Here is a 23,076-nt window from a genome sequence, read left to right on the forward strand (position 1 = left end):
GCCAAGGATTTCTCCTCAAATATAAAAAGATGGGGTGTGAACTTTCAGTTCACACCCCATCTTTTTGTTTGCCAGCGCTCTACTTGAGGATAATGACATCCAGAGTACGGGGGCCGTGCACGCCCTCCACACGAATCAGCTCGATATCACTGGTGGCTGAGGGGCCAGAAATCCAAGTGATGGGCTTTTCGATATCCAGTCGAGCAACAGTTTCAGGGATCAGCTCCACAATGGTTTCCACCGGCACCACGCAGATGTGGTGGTCAGGTACCAGGGTGATAGCGCGGCGTCCCTCAGCAGGGTCGCTGTTGAGCGCAATGGTACCAGTTTCAGCACAGGACACGGTTGATGAGGTCACCACGGCGTCCACAGCGTCTAATTCGCGCACGGAGAGCACACCTGGCTTATCAGCGTTACCAGAATCTGTGACCGCTGAACGTGAAGCGGTGTCCTCAGGCAACCAAGCGGGGTCCAGACCAGCAGGCACCACATACCGCGACGCCTTAGCCAGGAGCTCATCAATGCGACCGGCGATGGTTTCAGCAGTTTCGTGATAAACGTTGGCCTTATAGTCAATCAGGCGGTCGACCAGAATCTCAATGATTTCTTCCTGACCCTTGTCGCTGACTCGGCGGTAGGTGCGCACCGGTTCAGCGGGCTGGGGTGAATCCCAGAGGGAGGCACGGATACGGCCCAGAATCTCGCTCTTAGCATCGGTCATTACTGTGCCTCCTTGGTGATGGGGTTAGCGGCCTCAGCTTTGGCGTGAGCCTCAGCTACCTTAGTCTTATTAGCCTCCATGAGGGCTGCAACGTCCACCCGGGAGCCGCCCACCCGCTTGGGCGCAGCACCGCGCTCCTTCTTCCACTGGTTACGGAAGGAGGTGGACGGGGGCTCAGGAATGTCTCGGTAGTCAGTCCAGCCGCCGACTAGACCGGGCAGCTTGCTAATCTTGTGCTTCTTACCGGTCAACAGCTTTGAGGCAGGCAGACCCTTGGTTGCCAGGCTCATGAGCTTACCGGAGCTAAAGAGCTTCTTAGCGCCAAACATGATGGCGTCCATCTGGTAGTGGGGGTCCTTCTTACCGCCGGCAAATTCGCCCTGAGCTTTCTCGGCGTCCACTGCCTTACCGCGCAGGTGAACCAGCACCTCAGGGATGTTGATCTTTACGGGGCATGCGTCATAGCAAGCACCGCAGAGGGAGGACGCGAAGGGCAGGGTGGCATTGTGCTCGTTCTCGATGCCGCCCAGCAGGGGTGAGAGAATGGCACCGATGGGCCCGGGGTAGGTTGAGCCGTAGGCGTGACCACCGACGCGCTCGTACACCGGGCAGACGTTCAGGCAGGCAGAGCAGCGGATGCAGTTTAGAGCCTGACGGCCTACCTGGTCAGCTAGGGCAGCGGTGCGACCATTGTCCATGAGGATGACATGCAGGTTCTGGGGGCCATCGCCCGGGGTAACACCGGTCCACATTGAGGTGTAGGGGTTCATGCGCTCACCGGTGGACGAGCGAGGCAGCAGCTGAGTGAAGACCTCAAGATCTTGTACGGTGGGCAGTAGCTTCTCAATACCCATAAAGGTAATGAGGGTGTCGGGCAGGGTCAGGCACATGCGACCGTTGCCTTCTGACTCAACGATGGTCATGGTGCCGGTATCGGCGATACCAAAGTTTACGCCCGAGATAGCCACCTTGTTGGTCAGGAACCTCTCGCGCAGACGGAAGCGAGATACCTCGGCAAGTTCAGCGGGATCATTCGACAGGTTGGGATTAACGCCCTCAATCTTGCGGCGGAAGATATCGCGAATCTCGGTACGGTTGCGGTGGATAGCGGGCACCAGGATGTGGGAGGGACGGTCGTTATCGCCCAGCTGCACAATCTCTTCTGCAAGGTCAGTTTCGATAGCGTGAATACCGAATTCTTCCAGGTACTCGTTCAGCCCGGTTTCGGCGGTAGCCATGGACTTGATCTTATTGACCTCGGTGACACCCTCAGCCTGAATGAGTTTCAGAGCAATCTCGTTTGCCTCGTGAGCGTCGCGTGCCCAGTACACGTGACCGCCCTTGGCAGTGAAGTTACGTTCGAATTCTTCGAGGTAGGTATCCAGGTTAGCCATGACCTGCTGCTTGATCATGGAACCGGCAGTGCGTAGATCCTGCCAGTCGGGCAGTTCGCTGGTGACAGCGGCACGCTTGGTGCGGATTTTATGGGTCGCAAAGCCCAGGTTGGAGCGTAGCTGCTCGTTCTTGAGCTCACGTGCTGCGTATTCGGGGAAGGGCTCGTGTTCAAAGATATTGCCCACTCCGTGGCGGACCTGGGGCATACCGAGTGCGGTTGCAGTCATGTTTACTTACCTCCTGCGGTAACAGAGACGGGGCCGGAAACCTTAAGCGGGTTCTCTTTAGTGGATGCCAGAATTTCAGCGAAGTGAACGGTCTGAACCGGTGATTCCTTACGGGACAGGGCGCCGCCGATGTTCATCAGGCAGGAGGCGTCACCGCCGGTACACACGCTGGCACCGGTTTCTTCAATGTGCTGCACCTTATCAGCGACCATAGCGCCTGAAGTATCGGCGTTTTTAAAGGAGAAGGTGCCACCAAAGCCGCAACACTGATCTAGATCTTTAATCTGGGTGTATTCTAGGCCGCCCACGGTGCGCACCAAATCTTCCTGGCGAGTGCCTAGACGCAGCAGACGCATGCCATGGCAGGACGCGTGGAAGGTAACCTTCTCAGGGAAGTAGGAGCCCAGCTGTTCAGCAGCATCAGTAATGCCGCAGATATCAATCAAGAACTGGGACAGCTCAAAGGTGCGGGCCGCCAGGTCAGCAGCTGCGGTGGCGGTGGCGGTGTCACCGGCTCGCTCAGCAATCATGGGCTGCTGGTGTCCCAGGGAAGCAACGCAGGAGCCCGAGGGTGCTACGGCTACGTCAAAGTCCCACTCACTGAAGGCCTTCACATGGGTTTTAACCACCGGGTAAGCATCGTCAAAATAACCCGAATTGACGTGCATCTGTGAGCAGCAGGTCTGCCCCTGAGGGAACACAACTTCATGCCCCAAACGCTCTAGGACGCTGACGGTAGCTGCCGCTACCTTCGGGTACATAGCGTCTACGATGCACGTTGAAAACAGTGCCACACGCATATCTATCTCTCAATCTTCCGTGCGGTGCTCCCTGCCGCCATCCGTAGCGCTGCCGCCGTCTTTGAGCGGGTGCCGGGAGCGAGAGAGGGCACCTAGTCTGGATTCTCTTCTTCACTCTTCATTTAACACGATATTGGGTCACTTTTACCTTTTTAATAAGCGCACATTTTTTTACTCAAATCGCCTAATGGTCTGACCACATCAAGACCGGTTCGACTCCCTGACCTTGTCAGGGAGGTATCAACAGGTTGAGTCACCCCTCGTTACCCCTGCACTAGCATTTCGGGAACACCTAACATACCTACAGACAAGCCCAAAATAATGGTTTGAACAACTTGGCAGAGTGTTATAAGTCATGTAATCTAAACCTCATCACTATGGTCTGACCACACAATCAGGTCTCTTAATTTTTATATTTGACAACTCATAGAAGAGTCGTCATCTCTGCACACATTCAAGGAGGTTTACGGTGGAGAATACTTATACCGCTGTAACCGACGCCGTAGGTGGCAGCCTTGCGCTCAGCGCACTGGTTTCAGCCCTGCCCCTGCTGGCGTTCTTCATTATGCTGCTGGGTTTTAAAGCCCGCGCACACGTCTCGGGTCTTGTTTCCCTCGTTGTCGCTATCCTCGTAGCCGTCTTCGGCTTCGGCATGCCTTTCGATCTTGCAGGTATGAGCGCTTTCCGCGGCGGTATCTACGGCCTCTTCCCCATCGTCTGGGTTATCCTCATGGCGATCTGGTTCTATCAGATCACCGTGCTCTCAGGCCGCTTTGAAGACCTCCGACGCACCTTCGACCTCATCGGCGGCGGCGACCTGCGCATCCAGGCAATCCTCATCGCGTTCTGCTTCGGCGGTCTACTTGAGGCACTTGCAGGCTTCGGTGCCCCCGTTGCTATTACCGCAACCATGATCCTGGCACTCGGCGTTAAGCCTCTCAAGGCAGCAACCACCGTCCTTATCGCCAATACCGCCCCCGTTGCCTTCGGCGCAGTTGCTATCCCCATCACCACCGCCGGTGAAGTTGCCTACGGCGCCAACGAACAGGGTGCCCAGGCCGCCGTCAACGTGGCAGCTGTTGTTGGTCACCAGGCACCCTTCATCGCCTTCTTCGTTCCTTTCATCCTGCTCTGGATCCTAGATGGTGTAAAAGGCCTCAAGGACGCCTGGATGCACGCCGCCGTTATCGGTCTGGCTTTCTCAGTGGCGCAGTGGTGGGCAGCTACTTACTTCGCCTACCAGCTCACCGACGTTATCGCCTGTATCGTCTCCATTGCAGCAGCCGTAGTCTTTATGCGCTTCGTCAAGCCTCGTGGAGTTGCGGGCGTCCGCGAGCGCTACGGCATCACTGAGTCAGCTGAATCAGTGCACCTGCCCGCCCGCCGCATCTGGATGGCACTCATGCCCTACCTCATTGTGGTTATCGTCTTCGGTCTAGCTAATCTCTACACCCCGCTGGTTAACTGGCTCAAGGTGCAGTCCATCAAGTTCGATATCCCCCTGCTGGCAGAACGACTGGTCACCGCTTCTGGCGATCCCGTCAACTCCGCCTACACCTGGGCCTGGCTGGCTAACCCCGGCACCTACCTGCTCTTCTCGGGTCTGATTGTTGCCGTTATCTACTCCATCTTCAACGAGAAGGGTGCCTACAAGCTTGGCCTCGGGGACGTCCTCAAGGAAATCGGCGCTGTCGCCTACAAGATGCGCTGGACCGCTGTCACTATCGCCCTGGTTCTGGCCCTGGCCTTCGTCATGAACTACTCAGGTCAGACCGTTGCCATCGGTGAATTCGTTGCCTCCCTCGGTGTGGCTTATGCCTTCCTCTCACCCGTTCTGGGTTGGGTTGGTACCGCAGTTACCGGTTCTGACACCAGCGCCAACGCGCTCTTCTCCAAGCTGCAGGTCACTGCCGCTGAGAACTTGCAGGCGAACGGTGTTCCCGGCGCTCACCCCGAACTTATGCTGGCTGCTAACACCACCGGTGGTGTTGTGGGCAAGATGATCTCACCCCAGTCCCTGGCTATCGCAGCTACCTCGGTGAACATGGAAGGCAAGGAATCAGAGATTTTCAAGGCTGTCCTGCCTTGGTCCTTCATCCTCCTGTTTGCTATCTGCGTGCTGATCTTCTTGCAGTCCAACATTCTGGGATTCATGGTTGACCCCTACTTCGCCAGCAACCAGTAACACTCTGTAGCCTCACGGCTAAGATATATGAGACGGTGCAGCGCCCTCGCTTCGTTGGGGCTGCACCGTCTTGCTACCCCCATTCCTTTCATGAAAGTAAAGACGTGAAAGAAAAAGAACGCACCTACACCGCTCTACTGGAGTCGGTGGAATACAGGCTGCGCCACGGCCAGCTACGCGTGGGCGACCGCCTGCCCGGGGAACGGACCCTGGCTGAAGAATACGGCATCTCGCGCCCATCCGTGCGCGAAGCTCTGCGCATCCTCAGCGCAGTAGGGCTCATTCGCTCGGGCGTAGGATCAGGCCCTAAATCAGGGGCCGTTGTTATCTCCCAGCCCTCGGATGCTCTGGGTTGGGCTCTGCGCATGCACATCGCCACGCGCACTCTGCCTGTAGCAGACATCGTCACCACCCGCGTCCTGCTCGAAGGTAACGCTGCCGCCCAAGCAGCTAAGGTGGCGCACCTGCCCGAACACAGCGAAGCCTTGAAAAGGGCAGAGAGATACCTCGATGAGATGAGTCACGCCGGTATCTGTGATGACCGTTTCCACTTCTGCGATACTCGCTTTCACTACGAAATTTCGTCGCTCAGCGGCAACATCGTCATGGAAACCGTCATCGACTCACTGCACCTTGCCACGGTGGGTTATGTACAAGAAGCGGTGCCCTATTTAGAAGACTGGGAAAGCACCAAAAAGGAGCTCCAGCGGCAGCACAGGGAAATTTTCGCAGCGGTGAGCACCGGTGAGCCTGAACGCGCCCAGGTAGCGGTAGCCGAGCATATCCGCTGGTTCTATGCTCTCTCAGAGATTGGTGCCGCCCACTACGAGTACCACCAGAAGGTACGCGCAGAGCAGGGTAGCTAACCTAGGCATGCAAAGAGGCGGGGTGCACCAGGCATCTTCCTGGTGCACCCCGCCTCTTTAGCGCTTAAGCCTTAAAGGTCTGCCCGGTCAGGCGTTCAAAGGCTTCCACATAGCGTGCCCGGGTCTTCTCAACCACGTCGGCAGGTAGTTCCGGCACGGGGCCGGTGCCGTCCCAGCCAGAAGCCTCGCTCTTGAGCCAGTCGCGCACGTACTGCTTATCGAAGGACGCTTGGGGGCGGCCTGGCTCGTAGTCCTCGGCGTCCCAGAATCGGGAGGAATCGGGGGTGAGCACCTCGTCACCCAGGGTAATTTCACCACGGTAAGAGTCGGTGCCGAACTCAATTTTGGTATCGGCGAGAATAATGCCGCGTTCGCGGGCAATCTTCTCTGCGGTTTGGTAAACGTAGAGGGTGAGTTCTTCTAGTCGGTCTGCGATTGCTTCGCCGACTTCTTCGTTGAGCTCCTCGATGGTGATGGGCTCGTCGTGTTCGCCCACTTCTGCTTTACCGGTAGGGGTAAAAAGCGCGCTCTCAAGGCGGGAGCCGTCCACAAGACCGGCCGGCAACTTGTGTTCATTGACCATCCCCGTCTTTTGGTAGGAGACCAGCCCTGAGCCGGTGAGGTAACCACGCACGATACATTCCACGGGGAACATATTCAGGGATTTGCAAATCATGGCTCGCCCGGCAACAACTTCAGGCACATCGGTGGAGAGCACGTGGTTGGGCACACCGGTGAGCTGCTTGAACCACCAGAGGGACATCTGGGTAAGGATCTTGCCTTTATCGGGGATTTCAGTGGGGAGCACCTGGTCAAAGGCGCTGATACGGTCCGTCGCAACGACCATGACACAACCGGCACGAAGTTCAGCATCGTCGCTGAGGTTCACTCCTACAGCGTCCTGTGTATCTTCTAAGGGAATGTAGAGGTCTCGGACTTTACCGGAATAAACGTGGTTCCAGCCGGGAATATCAACCGGGGTGTTGGTCATTGTGGTTCTCCTGGTATGTGATGCAGGGTGAGGTGTGAGCTAATGATAGAACAGTGACTGCCCACCCGTACATAGGGTGGGCAGTCATAGAACTATTTAGTTAGAGAGGGGTGGGAATGGTAATGCGGTTCTCGGCGGCAGCTAGAGCAATATCTGAGCGGTTCTGCGCGCCCTCCCAGCTAATGGCAGCAACACCAGAATAGGCTCGTTCGCGGGCATCTGCCAGGTCTTCGCCTAGAGCTACTACGGCCAGCACGCGGCCACCGGCTGTTTCGATGCCGCGGTCGGTAGACACAGTACCAGCGTGGTCGACGTGCACCCCTTCAAGAGCGTTAGCTGCTTCGATGCCGGTGATGACGTCGCCTCTGCGGGGAGTGTCGGGGTAGTTTTCCGCTGCCATGACGACGTCAACGGCGGTGCGGGGGTCCCAGTCCAGTTCTATATCTGCGGGCAGCTCACCCTTGGCTGCTGCCAGGAGCAACCCTCCCAGGGGGGTTTTGAGGCGGGTCAGCACTGCCTGGGTTTCAGGGTCTCCAAAACGGGCATTGAACTCAATGACGCGGATGCCGCGGGAGGTCGCAGCTAACCCGCAGTAGAGCACTCCGACAAAGGGGGTGCCTCGGTGATTCATTTCAGCGATAGTGGGGGCAGCTACCCTCTGAATGACTTCTTCAACGAAGCCTTCAGGTAGCCAAGGCAAGGGGGTGTAGGCACCCATGCCACCGGTGTTAGGGCCCCGATCCTCATCAAAAATACGCTTGAAGTCTTGAGCAGGCGAAAGCGGTACACAGTTAGTGCCATCGGAAAGCACAAAAAGGGAAACTTCGGGGCCATCCAGATATTCCTCGATAACCACGGTGCCGCCGGTGGCGAAACAGGTTTCGGCGTGGGCTAGCGCCTCGTCGTAGTCCTCGGTGACTATTACGCCCTTACCAGCGGCCAGCCCGTCGTCTTTGACCACATAGGGTGCACCAAAAGCAGCAAGCGCACTCTCAGCTTCTTCTGTGGTACCAGCCACACGAGCCAGAGCGGTAGGGACGCCAGCAGCAGCCATGACCTCTTTGGCAAAAGCTTTAGAGCCTTCAAGTAAAGCTGCGGGCTTGGAGGGCCCAAAGACCGGGAAGCCAGCATCGCGCAGGGCATCAGATACCCCGGCGACCAGAGGGGCTTCAGGACCAACAACCACTAAATCAACGGCAAGTTCCTGGGCCAGTTCGACGGCCTCCAGGGGGTTATTGGCGTCAATGGCATGAACCGGGGCATGAGCGGCTATACCCGCATTACCCGGTGCAGAATGCACTTCGGTAACAGAGGGATCTCTCTGCAAAACTCGGATAATTGCGTGTTCTCGCCCGCCGGGGCCAAGTACCAAAACCTTCATACCCTTAGGCTACCCGATAGCATCAGCTTGGCCAGTTTATCCCGCAGAGGTGACGCGAAAGATAACGTGTATATGTGCGCTCTATTAGCCATACAACACAGCATTTCCTGCTGTTTATCTAGACCATTTTGTTTTCGACATCACACGCTCCTAAGCCCTACCACCTTCCCTGACCACGACGGCCTCATGCGGATCCGGCCCGGCGCTTCTTCCCGTGATAAATACTGTTGATTCTCAGCATGGGCGGCGCCTCTTCTCTGTGCCCAACCCCACACAACGTTTTGTTGCAGTAACTGCATTATTACAGTTACTGTGTGAACATGCTCCATCATGCGCCACCCATCGATAAGCGTCGTGCCCGCTCCACTGCGTCCAAACAAAAAATTGCTGAAGCAGCTGAGCAGCTGGTTTTACGTAATGGACGCAGCGGGCTTACAACCAGCGCTCTCGTCGAGGTAGCAAAGGTTTCAGAACGCACGATTTTCAATCACTTCAAAAAAATCGACAATGCTCTGATCTTCCGCGTTGCTCAGCACTTAGAACCCATCATCGATAGCCCTCCGTTCCCTCATGACCTCACCCTTAAGCAAGTGCCGGTAGCTATCACCAACCACTTTCACGCAGCGGTGGATAGCCCCCACGTGCAAGAACACCTCAAGAAATTTATAGTGCTGGCAGCGGCCCTGTCCTATGAAGAATTCGAAGGCATGACTCAAGAAATCATGCTGACCTTAGGTACCATCAGCGACCGCTTCTGTAGCAGTATTGACCGTGCCTATCCCCAGCTCACGGTTCAGCAAAGCCTTGCCAATGCCCTCTACACCGTCAATCTATTGATGGGTGTCCTCATGAGTTTTGCCGCTTTCGCTCAAGAATCTGAGCAGAACTCCGCTTGCTTTTCGGCAGAAGCCAAAGACGTAGAAATAGCGCACATTGTGCCCTACATTCACCTCAATATCGATCAGGTAGCTAGCGGAACCCCGCGCTACTAACCGCCTCAAACATTCATCGTCCAAGAACATCAATTTTTCATCACAGGAAGCTGACCAATTAGCATGTCGCAACTCCTCTATAGGCTGGGCAGTTTTGCTGCCCGGCGCGCCTGGGCCGTTATCGGCATTTGGGTTCTCATCCTTGCCGGAATCGGTGGGTCCTATGCCGCTTTCAAGGGCGAAATGAGCAACGAAATCACGATTCCCGGCACCGAAGCGCAGCTGGTTCAAGAAGAGCTGGCTGACACCTTCGACATGAACACTAACGCCGCTACAGGCTCCGCGATTGTTCAGACTCAGGACGGCAACGAGTTCACCGAGGAGCAAAAAGCAGCCCTTGCCAGCTCACTCGCCCGGGTTGGGGAGCTTGAAACCGTTGATAGCGTCACCAACCCCTTTGAAACGGCAGCCCAAATCGCAGACGGGAAGGCCAAGATAGAAGAAGGCCGCGGCCAGCTTGAGAGTGGTTCCCGCGACATTGAAAGCGGGCAGGCAGAAATTGATCGCAACCGCACCGCCGCAGAAGAAGGTATCGCTGCCCTAGACGCAGCCCAAACAGATGTGGATGCCGGCAAGGCTCAGCTTGAGGATGCCCAGCGACAACTCGATGAGGCACGCGCCGGGCTTGAAGCCTCTAACGCTCCCGCTGAAGCTTTCGGTGAGATCGAAGCCCAGCAGACTGCACTTGATCAGCAGCGGACTCCCCTCGAAGAAGCTCAAGCTGAAATTGATCGCAACCGCACCGAAGCTGAAGCGGGCGTTAAGGCACTGGATGACGCCCAGGCTCAGCTTGATCAGGGACGCACGGACCTTGAAGCCGGCACCGCTGAACTAGAACGCAATGCGACTCTGCTGGACATGACCTCCGACGCGACCTCCATCTCTGAGGACGGCTCAACTGCCATTGCAGGAATTACCTTCACCAAGGAGCTCACAGCGCTCTCATCGGAAGACCTGGAGACCGTCCGCAGTGAAATGAGCACTGCCGCAGAAGACGCCGGGTTGAAAGTCACCTTTGACCAGACCATGCAGGGCATTGAAACCCACATGAACATGACGGCCGAGATTATTGGTGTGGCAATTGCTTTCATCATTCTCTTCATCATGCTGGGCACCCTAGTGGCCGCCGGCCTGCCCATTCTCATGGCCCTCATCGGGGTAGGCGCCTCCGCTTTAGGCACCCTAGCGCTCTCAGGCGTTATCGACATGACTAGCACTACCCCCACTCTGGGTACCATGCTGGGTCTAGCCGTTGGCATCGACTACACCCTCTTTATCCTCAACCGGCACCGCAATAATCTAGCGCAGGGAATGGGTATTCGACCTTCCATCGCGCTGGCAACGGGTACCGCAGGTGGTGCCGTGGTCTTCGCCGGTATTACCGTGATGATTGCCCTGTTGGGTCTCAACGTGGTGGGTATCCCCTTCCTCTCCACCATGGGTAACGCTGCTGCCTTCGCTGTTTTCATTGCGGTAGCCGTATCGGTCACCTTCTCCCCCGCTGTGCTGTCTCTCATTGGATGGCGCCTCATCAGCAAGAAGCACCGCGCCCACCTTCAGAAGCGCGCTGAGCAGACCGCGTCCGAAGACCCCTCTGATGCCGCGGCCAGCGTCCGTGCAGAAGCACACGCAGCGGCTCAAACTCACGAAGAGAAGAAAACCGGCTGGATTGCGGCGGTCCTCAAAAAGCCTCTGCTCACCATCGCTGCAGTAGTTTTGGCTCTGGGCGCTCTTTCACTACCGGTAGCGGACATGCGTTTAGGGTTACCCGACGGTTCCTCCCAGCCCACTGATTCGGCAGCTAACATTAGCTATAACCTCATTGCTGATACCTTCGGTGAGGGCCGCAACGGCACCATAATCGCGGCGGCGCGCCTCCCCGAAGGCACCACTGAGGATGAAGCCGCAGCGCTTCAGGTAGATATCGGCCAGGACATCTTAGAACAGGAGCACGTCGTCAGCGTGATTCCAGCACTCATCGCCGAGGATCACTCAGCGGTGCTCTATCAGGTTGTTCCCGCCGAGGGCCCCAACTCAGAGTCAACCACCGCTCTGGTGCACGAGCTGCGAGCGCTGACCCTGGACACCGACCGGGGGCAGGTAAACTTCGGTGTTACCGGCCAAACCGCCATGAATATCGATATCTCAGAGAACCTTTACCGGGTGCTACCCATCTACGTGGGGATCGTCATTGGCCTTTCGCTTCTGGTGCTCGTTCTGGTCTTCCGTTCCATCCTGGTGCCAGTCACCGCAACCATTGGTTTCCTCTTCTCTTTGTTGGCAGCGATGGGTGCCACTGTGGCGGTATTCCAGTGGGGCTGGGCTAGTGAGCTCTTCGGTGTTTCTACGCCCGGGCCCATCCTCTCCTTCTTGCCTATCCTCGCCGTGGGCATCCTCTTCGGCCTAGCCATGGACTACCAGCTCTTCCTAGTATCCGGCATGAAAGAGGCCCATAGCCGGGGACGCGGGGCTCAAAAGGCTGTGGTGATCGGCTACCAGCACGGGGCCAAGGTGGTCACCGCAGCGGCCCTCATTATGGCCGGTGTCTTTATCGGCTTCGTTTTCTCGGGTGATCCCATGATTGCTTCTATCGGCTTCATCCTCGCCGCCGGCGTCCTCTTTGACGCCTTCCTAGTTCGTATGACGCTGATTCCGGCGCTCATGTATCTTCTCGGTGAGCGGGTCTGGTGGATTCCCAGCTGGCTCGATAAGGCGCTACCTGATCTGGACGTTGAGGGCACCAAGCTCGAAGCTGAAATGACGAAGGCGGGCTAGGCACCCGGTAAAACTTTTCGCCCGAAAGGAGTTAGAAGCAGCCAGTTTTTAACCCCTTTCGGGCGAAAACTTTGTGCGGGAGAAATACGAGAGATAAACGGCCCCCAGTAGACTTGACCCATGCAGACTTTTACCGCTGACCAAGCAGCCGAACTCGCCGTCGTCACCCGCGGGGGCTTTACCGAATCCCGCCACGTAGGTTCGGTGGTGGTGTTGGACTCCGCCGGCCAGGTCGCTTTCTCCGCTGGGGCACCCGATGAGTTGATTTACGCCCGCTCAGCTCTCAAGCCCCTGCAAACCATTGCCTCGATGAACGCGGGAGCTGAGCTACAAGGAGCGCAGATTGCTCTAGCTTCTGGCTCCCACACCGGCTCCTTTGAACATATGAAGGTGGCGCAGACCGTCCTTGCTGAAGCTGGTTTGACCGCTGATGATGTGCAGTGCCCGGTAGCATGGCCCGCCGATGAGCCTAGCTACCATGCCCTCGTGCAGGCAGGTCACGGCAAGCAGAAACTAGCCTATAACTGTTCAGGTAAGCACGCCGCTTTTCTCTGGGGTTGCGTGAAATCAGGCTGGGACACCGCCACCTATCTTGAACCTCAGCACCCTTTACAACAGCTGGTTCTTCAAACCATTGAGGACTACACCGGTGAGACTCCCCAGCATGTTTCCGTTGATGGCTGCGGCGCTGCCCTGGCAGCAACATCCCTGACGGGCTTAGCCCACGCGTATTCAACGCTAGGCGCTGCCGCCTACAACATTAAGGCGGATGCCCGCGCAGCTACCGTTGCCACCGCCATGATCGACTACCCAGAATACGTGCACGGGGTAGGCGCCAGCGATACCGTCCTCTCTGAAACCCTAGATGCCGTGGTGAAGCGTGGTGCCGAGGGTGTTCTGGCTATTGGCCTGCAAGGTGGGGCAGCCGTAGCTGTCAAAATGTTGGACGGCTCCAACCGGGCAGCATCTCTGGTGGCAGTTCGCGCTTTACAGGTGGCCGGGCTCATCGAAGCTGATGTAGCTGACCGTGCGGTAACAGCTACCACCTTCCCCATCACCGGTGGCGGCGCCCCCGTGGGCGCTATCAGACCGGGGGCAGCTTTTGAGGAGCTGCTTTAATGGGGATCCGGCGTAAGGTATCTGAGGACGCCGGGGCAGCGGCTCTTGCCGCCATCAAACAAGCCCTATGCTCAACTGACCCAGCCACAGATTTTGCTGCTCTGCCCCGCACCGTTCGGGCAACCGGCGTCCGCTATCTGCTGGAGGAACTGGCAACCCTGGCTCCCGGTAACTCGGTTGAAGTACGGGTACCGCCCTTTGGTGTGACACAGTGCGTGGCGGGGCCTCGACATACTCGCGGCACCCCGCCCAATGTGGTAGAAGCAGACGCGCTGACCTGGTGCCAAATTGCTCTGGGCTTTGCCACCTGGGGCGAGAAAGCTGCACTCATCTCAGCGTCCGGGCTGCGCTCAGATTTAAACGACTACCTGCCGCTCTTCTAAAGATTCGACGCATTAACCGTAAGCTGGGTGGGGCGCTCCCTCGCCAACTAATCAACTTGGGGCTGGTGCATCAGTTAAGCGCTAGATAGGCTGCTCCCCCAGATACGCTCTAAACCGGGTAAAGTTAAGCCCCATGAGCACCCCTTCTGAGAAGACCGAAGAAACCCAATATTCCCTGGGCCAGCACTTTAACCCTGCTGATGCACCAGAACGCGCGCAACTGACCGTGCGCCGTGCGCCATCCATCCCTGCTTTTGCCATTACAGGGCTGATTCTTGGCTTAATCGTTGCGTTTGTAGTTACTCTTCTGGGCCCTGAAAACGAGAACTACACCTTTGGTGCGGTGTACGGGGTTATGGCGGTAATTTTTGGAACTGCCTGCACCGCACTGTTCATAGTATTAGCGCTGTTGCTGGATCGCCGCTCGTCCAAGCGACCCAAGGTTTATAACGCCACCACAGATGTTGCCTAGATGATTGGCCCACCAACGCGAATGTACACGCCGCTGGTGGGCTTTTCTTCTTTAAGCTCTTCGCAACAGGTAAACTAGGCTTGTTCACTCGCTCACCCACCCCACCCCGCGCGGCAGTGACGAGGCTAACCACTACACGAGAAGAGATGGAAACTCGCGCTTTGGCTCGTTCCGATGGAAAACTCACCCACGATCTCGATCCCCTAGACCACGGCCCCAAAGACGAATGCGGTGTCTTTGGCGTGTGGGCTCCCGGTGAGGACGTCGCAAAACTTACGTACTACGGTCTTTATGCCTTACAGCACCGCGGCCAGGAGTCTGCTGGTATAGCAACCAGCGATGGCAAGCATCTTAGCGTCTATAAGGATATTGGGCTGGTTTCCCAGGTGTTTGACGAAACTACTTTGAACTCCATGCCGGGCCATATGGCCATTGGGCATTGCCGCTACTCAACCACCGGTGGCAATATCTGGCAGAACGCGCAGCCTACCTTGGGTGACACCCCCCACGGCACCCTAGCGTTGGCGCATAACGGCAACCTGGTCAACTCAGCGGATCTCTACGATCGTTTGCTGCAGAAGAATGATGGCAAACGCCCTGAACGCGGCGAACTAGCCCAGGGCAATACGACCGACACCGCGCTGGTCACGGCTCTGTTGAAGGACCATCATTTTGAGAGCCTCGAGGAGGCAGCTCTTGATTTGTTGCCGACGCTCTCTGGCGCTTTCTGCCTGGTGTTCATGGATGAGGAAACTCTCTATGCGGCGCGTGACCCTCAGGGCGTGCGTCCGCTCGTCTTGGGCAGGCTGGATCGCGGCTGGGTCATAGCCTCGGAAACCGCTGCTCTGGATATCGTTGGTGCTTCTCTCGTGCGCGAGGTTGAACCCGGTGAATTCATCACTATCGATGCCGACGGACTACGCTCCCAGCGCTTCGCTGAGGCCAAGCCGGCAGGGTGTGTCTTCGAGTATGTTTACTTGGCCCGCCCCGACACCACTATTAGTGGGCGGAGCGTGTACGAGTCCCGAGTTGAAATGGGGCGCCAGCTGGCGCGGGAGCACAAGGTTGAAGCAGACCTCGTGATGCCTACCCCAGAATCCGGCACCCCGGCGGCCATCGGCTACGCTGAGGAGTCGGGTATTCCCTTTGGCAACGGTCTCGTCAAGAATGCCTACGTGGGCAGAACCTTTATTCAGCCCTCGCAGACCATTCGCCAGTTAGGCATTAGGCTCAAGCTCAACCCCTTACGCAGCGTGGTGGAAGGTAAGCGTCTAGTCGTCATTGATGACTCCATCGTGCGCGGTAACACCCAGCGCGCCCTAGTCCGTATGCTACGAGAGGCCGGGGCTAAAGAGGTGCACGTGCGGATCTCCTCCCCACCCGTTAAATGGCCCTGCTTTTACGGTATTGACTTTGCTTCCCGCTCTGAGCTGGTGGCCAACGGCCTAACCATTGAAGAAATCGGTAAGTCACTGGGTGCAGATTCTCTGGGATACATCTCTGAAGAGGGCATGATTGCCGCTACAGAGCAGCCCCGCGAGCGTCTTTGCACCGCCTGTTTCACGGGCAACTATCCCATTCCCCTTCCTGCTCAAGAGCGCCGGGGCAAAGCAATTTTCGATGCTGGAAAGAACGGTGGTCCTCTAGCCGGTACCGCTGCTGAGGTAACGGTAGAGCGCGAGGTTGCCCATAAGCCAGAGCATGCCACAGCAGTGTCGATTGATACCCGTCCAGGCACCGAGACCCTCGAGCAGAAGTTCTCCGCTCATCCTCAGGGCCCCGGGCAGCAGTCCGTCACCAAGACCGGGTGCGAACCAGGGCCAGACGCCGATCTTGAGGCGCTCGTCCTCCCCGAAGACAAAGTTTCACCCACCACCCAGAAGGGCTCATAATGACCGCAGACAAGGCAGTAACCTACGCTTCAGCAGGTGTGGACGTTGAGGCAGGTGACCGCGCCGTAGAACTGATGAAGGACGCGGTCAAGGCAACCCACACCGCCGGTGTGGTGGGCGGGGTCGGCGGCTTTGCTGGCCTCTTTGACCTCTCTGTTCTGAAGGATTACCGTAAGCCTTACCTGGCGACTTCCACCGACGGTGTGGGCACCAAGGTAGCGATTGCGCAGGCTCTGGACATTCACCACACTATTGGCCATGACCTGGTGGGTATGGTGGTTGATGACATCGTGGTGACCGGTGCCCGCCCTCTCTTCATGACCGACTACATCGCCACCGGCAAAGTAGTACCCGAGCGCGTTGCTGATATCGTGCGCGGTATCGCTGAGGGCTGTTCTCTGGCTGGTACCGCCCTGGTGGGGGGTGAAACCGCTGAGCACCCCGGTCTGCTGGCTGAAGGTGAGTACGACGTCGCTGGTGCGGCAACCGGTATCGTTGAGGCAGATGAGCTTTTGGGCCCTGAGCGGGTACGCGAGGGTGATGTGCTGATTGCTATGGCCTCCTCCGGCATCCACTCCAACGGTTACTCACTGGTGCGCAAGGTTATTAACGTTGCGGGCTGGGGTCTAGAACGCCAGGTGGATGAGCTGGGCCGCACCCTGGGCGAAGAACTGCTGGAACCCACTCGCATCTACACCGCGGATTGCCTTGATCTGATTGAGGCTTTCCCCGTGAACGGTGAAGACGGGCAGACCGGTAGCGGTATTCGCGGTTTCTCTCACGTCACCGGTGGTGGTCTAGCCGCAAACCTGGCACGCGTGCTGCCCCGCGGGACCGTGGGTCTTGTGGACCGTTCCAGCTGGGAAATCCCCGCTATCTTCCGCCTCATCAGCGAACTGGGTTCTGTGCCCCAGGCTGACCTGGAGCGCACTCTCAATCTGGGTGTCGGCATGATCGCTGTGGTTGACCCCAGCGTTGCCGATGCTGCCGTTGAACGCCTCAACAAGCGCGGACTACCCAGCTGGGTTCTGGGAACCGTGGAGGCAGATACCGGCGCCTATCAGAGCAACGCCGACTACGTTCAGGGGGCTAAGGGCGTGGACGGCGGTGCGGCAGTGTTGCTGGGCAACTACGCCTAAAGCGCTAAAGGCCACAGCAAAGGGGCCAGATTTTTTAGAAGAGACCATGAGTATGGGGATCTCTTCTAAAGAATCTGGCCCCTTTTTCTTTGAGGTAGGTCAAAGAAAAGGCACCTAGCCACTCAGCGCGGCAGGTGCCTAATATAACGGGAAGAACCCGCGCTGGGCGCGGGTTATTTACCGTCGTAGTCGTCAGAATATTTATCTGCGTACTGCGAATAGTCTTCTTCGTCATCGCGCCGTGGGTGGGCAGATGATCGGTTGCTAGAACCCGTGCTTTTGCTGAGTTCTTTTTCAAGTGCAGTGTAATCTGTCTCGGGGCTGAAGTACTTCATCTCCCGAGCCTGACGTGTTGCTTTAGCCTTTTGACGGCCGCGCCCCATGGCGAGACCCCCTCTTTATCGCTCGTATCTGGTCACCTGCTTATGCACGCACAAGGGTACCAGAAAAACCTTCAGTCTTTTCTGTATATAAGGGTACAGGTTTTTGCGGCCATTTTCCTCTCGCTCTGCCGGTTGAGACGTAAGAATGTAGTCACATGTATAGAGAACGGTCGTTTTACTGAGCAGTCAGAACATAGAGAGCATCCGCCACATCAGCTCTCCACAGGTAGTTAGCCTTGGCATCTGCTCTGCCGGGGCCCTGGTTAACCACCGCGATAGGCTTGTCCGCGCGGATAAAGTCGAGGGCAATTTTGTAGGAGCTCATCACGGCTAGGGACGAACCCAACACCAGTAGGGAGGACGCCTGTTCACCCAAGCGTTTTACCGCCTCTTTTCGAGCCGCTGGCACCGCTTCACCAAAATAGACTACCGCCGGTTTGAGTTTGGTGGAGCCGCAGGCAAGGCAGTGCACCATGCTGAAATCACGAATGAAACGGTCAGCCAGGTCAACGTCACCGTCCGGGTTGACTCGCAGGTCGGTGCCAATCAGGCGGGCAAGGTAACCGGGGTTGGCGGCGTCGATACGGGAGTCCAACGATTCACGGCTCTCGTGTGCACCACAGTCCAGGCACTCAATGGTGGATAAATCCCCGTGCAGGGTGAGCACATCCTTCGCTCCCGCACTAGTGTGGAGTCCGTCCACGTTCTGGGTAATGATGCCAGCCAGCTTCCCCTGCGCTTGAAGATCCGCTAACAGGTAGTGGGCGGTATTGGGGCGGGCGCGGCTCATCTGTCGCCAACCCAGAAAGGACCGTGCCCAGTAGCGCTGCCGGGCAACCTCGTCGTATTTAAATTCCTGATAGGTCATGGGCCGATGGTTTTTGAGAGAGCCCGCAGGGCCTCGGTAGTCCGGTATGCCTGAGCCGGTGGAGATACCCGCGCCGGTCAGTGCCAGGACATCGCCGGCATCTAGCAGAGCCCGGATACCAGCCGCAGCAGTAGCAGGGTCTGTGGGCTCTGCGGTTTCGCTCACCACTCGCTCAATGGAGCGCAGCGCGGCACGGTGGGTTGCGGCAATATCGGCATGAGCGCTGATGCTCTCAGCGGCACCTGCAAATCGGGTATCAATGGCCATAGGTCTATCTTACTGAGGGGTGGAATCCTGCTTACCTTCAGGCATGGCAAAGAGGTGGGTATGTTCTCGCCAACTGGCTATAAACATACCCACCTCTTTGTTGAGGTTTATGCGGCAGTAACCGTTAGACCCTCGGTGGCAACATCCGGGTTAACGTCCACCCGCACGGTGTCGCCGTCCTTGATAGCACCAGCCAAGATTCCCTTAGCCAGGCGGTCACCGATTTCTCGCTGCACCAGGCGGCGGAGCGGGCGGGCACCGTAGGCGGGGTCATAACCAGCCAGCCCCAGCCATTCAATAGCTGCCGGGGAGACATCCAAGGTCAGGCGGCGGTCTTCCAGGCGCTTGCTCAGAGCTTCGATTTGCAGCCCAACGATGGAGCTCAGCTCATCGGGTGAGAGGGGATCAAAGATGATGACCTCGTCCAGGCGGTTGAGGAACTCCGGCTTGAAGCTGGCATTCACTACTCCCATAACCGCAGAGCGGCGGGCGTCTTCGTCCAGCTCCTGATCAATCAGGAACTGGGAGCCCAGGTTGGAGGTCAGAATCAGGATGACGTTGCGGAAGTCCACGGTACGCCCCTGACCGTCGGTGAGGCGACCATCGTCCAGCACCTGCAGCAGAATGTCGAAGACCTCTGGGTGAGCCTTTTCCACCTCGTCCAGCAGGACGACGGAGTAGGGGCGGCGGCGTACAGCTTCGGTCAGCTGGCCGCCCTCTTCGTAGCCGACGTACCCGGGAGGGGCACCAACCAAGCGAGAAACAGCGTGCTTCTCTGAGTATTCGCTCATGTCGATGCGCACTAGTGCGCGTTCATCGTCGAACTGGAACTCCGCCAGCGCCTTGGCAAGCTCAGTCTTACCGACGCCCGTGGGGCCCAGGAAGAGGAAGGAGCCAATGGGACGGTCGGGGTCAGAGATACCTGCGCGGGAACGGCGCACAGCGTCCGCAACAGCGGTTACAGCCTTGGACTGACCGATGAGACGCTTACCCAGTTCGGCTTCCATGTTGAGCAGCTTCTCGGTTTCGCCGGTCAGCATGCGGCCAGCGGGGATGCCGGTCCAGGCTGAGATAACTTCTGCGATGTCATCAGCGGTGACTTCCTCAGACACCATAGCTTCAGTGTTAGCAGAGGTACTCTCTGCCTGCTGGGCGGCAACCAGCTCAGCTTCCAGGGAGGGAATCTCGCCGTAAAGAATACGGGAAGCTTCCCCCAGGTTACCTTCGCGCTGGGCTACTTCTGCTTTAGAACGCAGCTCATCGATTTGGGTTTTGAGGTCACCCACCCGGTTAAGACCAGCCTTCTCGGCTTCCCAGCGGGCGTTGAGGGCGTCCAGAGTTTCCTTCTTATCCGCTATGTCAGCGCGCAGGGCTTCGAGGCGTTCGACGGAGGCGGGGTCAGTTTCGTTAGCGAGCGCCAGTTCTTCCATCGTCAGACGGTCAACAGCACGGCGTAGCTGGTCAATTTCTTCGGGGGCCGAATCAATTTCCATGCGCAGGCGACTAGCTGCCTCGTCGATCAGGTCAATGGCCTTATCGGGTAGCTGGCGGCTAGGAATGTAACGGTTAGACAGGCTAGCTGCGGCAACTAGGGCCGAGTCAGCAATTGCAACCTTGTGGTGCGCTTCGTAGCGTTCCTTGAGGCCGCGCAGAATAGCGATGGTGTCTTCCACGCTGGGTTCGCCTACGTAGACCTGCTGGAAACGACGCTCAAGAGCAGCGTCCTTTTCGATGTTCTCGCGGTATTCATCCAGGGTGGTGGCACCAATCAGGCGCAGTTCACCGCGGGCCAGCATGGGCTTGAGCATGTTACCGGCGTCCATAGAACCTTCGGTGGCACCGGCACCAACTACGGTGTGGATTTCGTCGATGAAGGTGACGATTTGCCCTTCTGAGGCCTTGATTTCTTCAAGCACTGCTTTGAGGCGTTCTTCAAATTCACCGCGGTACTTGGCACCTGCCACCATAGCTCCCAGATCTAGGGAGATGAGGGTCTTGCCGCGCAGAGATTCGGGCACGTCCCCGGAGACCATGCGCTGGGCCAGCCCTTCTACAACGGCAGTTTTACCGACGCCGGGTTCGCCGATGAGCACGGGGTTGTTCTTGGTGCGGCGGGAGAGCACCTGGACCACGCGGCGAATTTCGCTGTCGCGACCAATGACCGGGTCTAGTTTGCCTTCGCGTGCGACGGCGGTCAAATCGGTGCCGTACTTAGTTAGGGCATCAAAGGTGCCCTCGGGGTCAGGAGTGTTCACAGTTCGCTCCCCTCTCATTTCTTTAATGGTGGTTTCTAGACGATTAGCGGTCGCGCCTTCTGCTTCGAGGGCGCGAGCGGTGTCGTCGTTTCCTGCGGCAAGGCCCAGCAGTAAGACTTCGGTGGAAATATAGGTATCACCCAGCTCTGTTGCTTTGTTTTGCGCAGCTTGAAGGGCAGTGAGCAGGGCACGGGAAGGTTGAGCCTGGGTTACGGATGAGCCGGCCGCCTTGGGCAGTTTCTTAATGAGGGTGGAGGCAGCAACCGAGATAACATCGACATCCAGTCCTGCAGCTTTGAGCACAGCTACCGCCACACCATCACGCTGATCCATGAGGGCCTTCAGCAGGTGAGCGGTGTCTAAATTAGGATTGCCCGCAGTTTGAGCATTCATATTGGCTGCCGAGAGAACTTCTTGGCTCTTGGTGGTGAATTGAGCGTTCATGTTGTCTTCTTTCTACGAGGAGGTTGATATTTAAGGTTGGTGGTGGACGCTCGCTACAACCGGTGGAACCGACCTAGCTGCATCCTTTCTATAAGTTGAGTCTACCTCACTCAACTTATTTGCGCTAGTATCGTTCAGTAATTTTTGGAGACATCTCAACCCGCGAGTATCAACTAGTAACCTCTGGCACATCTCAGTAGACTGACACGGCAGCACTCACCCCATTACCTAAAGAGGATCCATGACTCGCACAGCATATGCCATCCGCCATGTAGCATTCGAAGATCTCGGTATTTACGAGCAGCTCCTTGAAGACCGTGGTTTCACCGTTGAATACCGCGATGCTGGCATTGATTCTCTCAATATTCCTGAGGTTCAAGAGGCCGATCTCTTGATTGTTTTGGGTGCCCCAATTAGCGTGAACGACACCCAGAGCTACCCCTTCCTCTTTGAGGAGGTTGAGCTCATCAAAAACCGCCTAGCGTCGCAAAAACCCGTTTTAGGCATCTGCCTAGGTGCCCAGCAAATCGCCATGGCAGCTGGCGCCGAGATCAGCACCTCCGGCGTTCTAGAACTGGGCTACTCCCCGGTGGAACTCACCGAAGCTGGTAAGAACTCCGTGCTAGCTCCCCTTGGCAACACGCCCGTTCTGCACTGGCACGGGGATCAGTTCAGCATTCCCGCCGACAGAGAAACACTGGCAACCACCTCTGATTTTGAGAACCAAGCTTTCACTCTTGAAGACGAAGCAGGGAAGCCTTTCGCCCTAGCCCTACAGTTTCACCTAGAAGTTGACCCCCGTAAGGTTGAGCAGTGGCTCATCGCCTACACCGCCGACATCGTTGACTCGGGCCAGGATATCGCGGTCTTCAGGCGCGAAGCGTCCCAGTACGCTGAGGATTTGACAGCAGCGTCCACCCAGGTACTCAACGGTTGGCTGGACGCGGTGGGCCTCTGAGCCCTTAATCCAGGAAGTCGTACATCGACTCTTGGCGCTCCAGTTGCTCGCGCACATCATCATCGATGCCGCGGGCAGCTTCTTTAGCCTTGCGCCGGCTGGCAAGGGTCAGCAACAGCACAGCTATGGCGAAAGCAAAAGTCAGGATGCCGGCGGTATTACCGAACCCCGCAGAAAGACCCACGACATCGTGCCCCAAAAGAGCGGAGGCGGCTTAGACCGTCACACCATCGACACGGTCAGGCACGAGTAACCCAAAGACAGCGGCAAGTAGCCAGCCAACTACCTGCACCAGTGCGGTGACCAGCGGCAGACCTGCGGATACCCCTGCTCGCTGCAGCTTTACCTCCTGCCAGGCATAGTAGGTAGCCAGCAGATAAAGAGCAGCTAAGGCTGGTCCGAAGCTGATAGCAAAGACTGGTACCAGAGACCCACCTGCACCAAAAAGTGATCTACCTGCGGTAATCCACAGAGCAGCCAGCACCCCCAGGGGCCCCATCAGGTAGAGACTAATCCGGGTCAACGCACACCCCTGCCGGCGTAGAGTAGAGCTGCCAGGGGTT

At 57.3% G+C, this 23,076-nt stretch carries 20 protein-coding genes; 10 read left to right on the forward strand and 10 right to left on the reverse strand.

Translation table 11 applies throughout. The features are described 5' to 3' along the window. Nucleotides 1–79: 79 nt before the first annotated feature. From VVR27_RS01100 to VVR27_RS01110, 3 genes are read right to left on the reverse strand one after another with little or no spacing between them, the layout of a single operon-like run. Complete coding sequence (locus VVR27_RS01100) at nt 80–721, reverse strand: lactate utilization protein C (RefSeq protein ID WP_346872475.1); 642 nt, start codon at nt 719–721, stop codon at nt 80–82. Beyond that, on the reverse strand, nt 721–2,343 hold the full coding sequence (locus VVR27_RS01105) for a lactate utilization protein B (RefSeq protein WP_368546697.1): 1,623 nt from the start codon (nt 2,341–2,343) through the stop codon (nt 721–723). Before VVR27_RS01105 ends, VVR27_RS01100 begins: the two co-directional genes overlap by 1 nt. A gap of 2 nt (nt 2,344–2,345) precedes the next feature. Next, nucleotides 2,346–3,143: a (Fe-S)-binding protein gene (locus tag VVR27_RS01110; protein WP_368546698.1), complete on the reverse strand. Its 798-nt coding sequence runs from the start codon at nt 3,141–3,143 to the stop codon at nt 2,346–2,348. Between the two features lie 469 nt (nt 3,144–3,612). Between VVR27_RS01110 and VVR27_RS01115 the strand changes: the two genes are divergently transcribed. Both VVR27_RS01115 and VVR27_RS01120 read left to right on the forward strand, forming a co-directional pair. Next, nucleotides 3,613–5,328, forward strand: coding sequence for an L-lactate permease (locus VVR27_RS01115; RefSeq protein ID WP_368546699.1), 1,716 nt, complete (start codon nt 3,613–3,615; stop codon nt 5,326–5,328). Nucleotides 5,329–5,432: 104 nt separating this feature from the next. Continuing rightward, nucleotides 5,433–6,194, forward strand: a complete 762-nt coding sequence (locus VVR27_RS01120; protein WP_346872479.1) for an FCD domain-containing protein — start codon at nt 5,433–5,435, stop codon at nt 6,192–6,194. 64 nt (nt 6,195–6,258) lie between these two features. Here the strand turns inward: VVR27_RS01120 and VVR27_RS01125 are convergent, their stop codons facing one another. Together VVR27_RS01125 and purD are read right to left on the reverse strand one after the other, a co-directional pair. Beyond that, nucleotides 6,259–7,185 carry a phosphoribosylaminoimidazolesuccinocarboxamide synthase gene (locus VVR27_RS01125; protein WP_346872480.1) on the reverse strand — a complete coding sequence of 309 codons (927 nt, stop codon included), beginning with the start codon at nt 7,183–7,185 and terminating at the stop codon, nt 6,259–6,261. Nucleotides 7,186–7,285: 100 nt separating this feature from the next. Further along, the gene (gene purD / locus VVR27_RS01130; RefSeq protein WP_368546700.1) at nt 7,286–8,566 is read right to left on the reverse strand and encodes a phosphoribosylamine--glycine ligase; all 1,281 of its coding nucleotides are present in this window, start codon (nt 8,564–8,566) and stop codon (nt 7,286–7,288) included. Nucleotides 8,567–8,880: 314 nt separating this feature from the next. Here purD and VVR27_RS01135 point away from each other — a divergent pair, with 314 nt between their 5' ends. The 7 genes from VVR27_RS01135 (at nt 8,881) to purM (ending at nt 17,338) form a co-directional block, all read left to right on the forward strand. Then, nucleotides 8,881–9,558 (forward strand): TetR/AcrR family transcriptional regulator, encoded by a 678-nt coding sequence (locus tag VVR27_RS01135; protein WP_368546701.1) that lies wholly within the window; start codon nt 8,881–8,883, stop codon nt 9,556–9,558. A 63-nt stretch (nt 9,559–9,621) separates the two neighbouring features. Next, complete coding sequence (locus tag VVR27_RS01140; RefSeq protein ID WP_368546702.1) at nt 9,622–12,333, forward strand: MMPL family transporter; 2,712 nt, start codon at nt 9,622–9,624, stop codon at nt 12,331–12,333. 120 nt (nt 12,334–12,453) lie between these two features. Beyond that, entirely contained in the window at nt 12,454–13,452 is a 999-nt protein-coding gene (locus tag VVR27_RS01145; protein ID WP_368546703.1) for an asparaginase, read from the forward strand. Then, nucleotides 13,452–13,835, forward strand: a complete 384-nt coding sequence (locus tag VVR27_RS01150) for a sterol carrier family protein (RefSeq protein ID WP_368546704.1) — start codon at nt 13,452–13,454, stop codon at nt 13,833–13,835. Before VVR27_RS01145 ends, VVR27_RS01150 begins: the two co-directional genes overlap by 1 nt. A 133-nt stretch (nt 13,836–13,968) precedes the next feature. Then, nucleotides 13,969–14,307, forward strand: a complete 339-nt coding sequence (locus VVR27_RS01155; protein WP_346872486.1) for a hypothetical protein — start codon at nt 13,969–13,971, stop codon at nt 14,305–14,307. Between the two features lie 161 nt (nt 14,308–14,468). Beyond that, nucleotides 14,469–16,199 carry an amidophosphoribosyltransferase gene (purF, locus tag VVR27_RS01160; RefSeq protein WP_368546876.1) on the forward strand — a complete coding sequence of 577 codons (1,731 nt, stop codon included), beginning with the start codon at nt 14,469–14,471 and terminating at the stop codon, nt 16,197–16,199. Then, nucleotides 16,199–17,338 carry a phosphoribosylformylglycinamidine cyclo-ligase gene (purM, locus tag VVR27_RS01165; protein WP_368546705.1) on the forward strand — a complete coding sequence of 380 codons (1,140 nt, stop codon included), beginning with the start codon at nt 16,199–16,201 and terminating at the stop codon, nt 17,336–17,338. The genes purF and purM overlap by 1 nt, the downstream gene beginning before the upstream one ends. Nucleotides 17,339–17,511: 173 nt before the next feature. Here purM and VVR27_RS01170 read toward each other — a convergent pair whose 3' ends face one another. From VVR27_RS01170 to clpB, 3 genes are all read right to left on the reverse strand, one after another. Next, on the reverse strand, nt 17,512–17,721 hold the full coding sequence (locus VVR27_RS01170) for a DUF3073 domain-containing protein (protein ID WP_368546706.1): 210 nt from the start codon (nt 17,719–17,721) through the stop codon (nt 17,512–17,514). A 175-nt stretch (nt 17,722–17,896) separates the two neighbouring features. Then, complete coding sequence (locus VVR27_RS01175; RefSeq protein WP_368546707.1) at nt 17,897–18,856, reverse strand: Sir2 family NAD-dependent protein deacetylase; 960 nt, start codon at nt 18,854–18,856, stop codon at nt 17,897–17,899. A gap of 107 nt (nt 18,857–18,963) precedes the next feature. Beyond that, entirely contained in the window at nt 18,964–21,555 is a 2,592-nt protein-coding gene (gene clpB / locus VVR27_RS01180) for an ATP-dependent chaperone ClpB (protein WP_368546708.1), read from the reverse strand. 241 nt (nt 21,556–21,796) lie between these two features. Here clpB and VVR27_RS01185 point away from each other — a divergent pair, with 241 nt between their 5' ends. Further along, nucleotides 21,797–22,513, forward strand: coding sequence for a glutamine amidotransferase (locus VVR27_RS01185; protein WP_368546709.1), 717 nt, complete (start codon nt 21,797–21,799; stop codon nt 22,511–22,513). 4 nt (nt 22,514–22,517) lie between these two features. Here the strand turns inward: VVR27_RS01185 and VVR27_RS01190 are convergent, their stop codons facing one another. Both VVR27_RS01190 and VVR27_RS01195 read right to left on the reverse strand, forming a co-directional pair. After that, nucleotides 22,518–22,697: a hypothetical protein gene (locus VVR27_RS01190; RefSeq protein WP_368546710.1), complete on the reverse strand. Its 180-nt coding sequence runs from the start codon at nt 22,695–22,697 to the stop codon at nt 22,518–22,520. A gap of 30 nt (nt 22,698–22,727) precedes the next feature. Beyond that, complete coding sequence (locus VVR27_RS01195) at nt 22,728–23,036, reverse strand: hypothetical protein (RefSeq protein ID WP_368546711.1); 309 nt, start codon at nt 23,034–23,036, stop codon at nt 22,728–22,730. Nucleotides 23,037–23,076: the final 40 nt, after the last annotated feature.

This window comes from Rothia sp. LK2492 (assembly GCF_040946345.1).
In the GTDB taxonomy this organism is placed as follows: Bacteria; Actinomycetota; Actinomycetes; order Actinomycetales; family Micrococcaceae; genus Rothia; species Rothia endophytica.

Bases quoted from the DNA above. Each gene is read 5' to 3' on its own strand.
- VVR27_RS01100 (WP_346872475.1), bottom strand. From the start codon at position 721: ATGACCGATGCTAAGAGCGAGATTCTGGGCCGTATCCGTGCCTCCCTC.
- VVR27_RS01105 (WP_368546697.1), bottom strand. From the start codon at position 2,343: ATGACTGCAACCGCACTCGGTATGCCCCAGGTCCGCCACGGAGTGGGC.
- VVR27_RS01110 (WP_368546698.1), bottom strand. From the start codon at position 3,143: ATGCGTGTGGCACTGTTTTCAACGTGCATCGTAGACGCTATGTACCCG.
- VVR27_RS01125 (WP_346872480.1), bottom strand. From the start codon at position 7,185: ATGACCAACACCCCGGTTGATATTCCCGGCTGGAACCACGTTTATTCC.
- purD (WP_368546700.1), bottom strand. From the start codon at position 8,566: ATGAAGGTTTTGGTACTTGGCCCCGGCGGGCGAGAACACGCAATTATC.
- VVR27_RS01140 (WP_368546702.1), top strand. From the start codon at position 9,622: ATGTCGCAACTCCTCTATAGGCTGGGCAGTTTTGCTGCCCGGCGCGCC.
- VVR27_RS01145 (WP_368546703.1), top strand. From the start codon at position 12,454: ATGCAGACTTTTACCGCTGACCAAGCAGCCGAACTCGCCGTCGTCACC.
- VVR27_RS01150 (WP_368546704.1), top strand. From the start codon at position 13,452: ATGGGGATCCGGCGTAAGGTATCTGAGGACGCCGGGGCAGCGGCTCTT.
- VVR27_RS01155 (WP_346872486.1), top strand. From the start codon at position 13,969: ATGAGCACCCCTTCTGAGAAGACCGAAGAAACCCAATATTCCCTGGGC.
- purM (WP_368546705.1), top strand. From the start codon at position 16,199: ATGACCGCAGACAAGGCAGTAACCTACGCTTCAGCAGGTGTGGACGTT.
- VVR27_RS01170 (WP_368546706.1), bottom strand. From the start codon at position 17,721: ATGGGGCGCGGCCGTCAAAAGGCTAAAGCAACACGTCAGGCTCGGGAG.
- VVR27_RS01175 (WP_368546707.1), bottom strand. From the start codon at position 18,856: ATGGCCATTGATACCCGATTTGCAGGTGCCGCTGAGAGCATCAGCGCT.
- clpB (WP_368546708.1), bottom strand. From the start codon at position 21,555: ATGAACGCTCAATTCACCACCAAGAGCCAAGAAGTTCTCTCGGCAGCC.
- VVR27_RS01185 (WP_368546709.1), top strand. From the start codon at position 21,797: ATGACTCGCACAGCATATGCCATCCGCCATGTAGCATTCGAAGATCTC.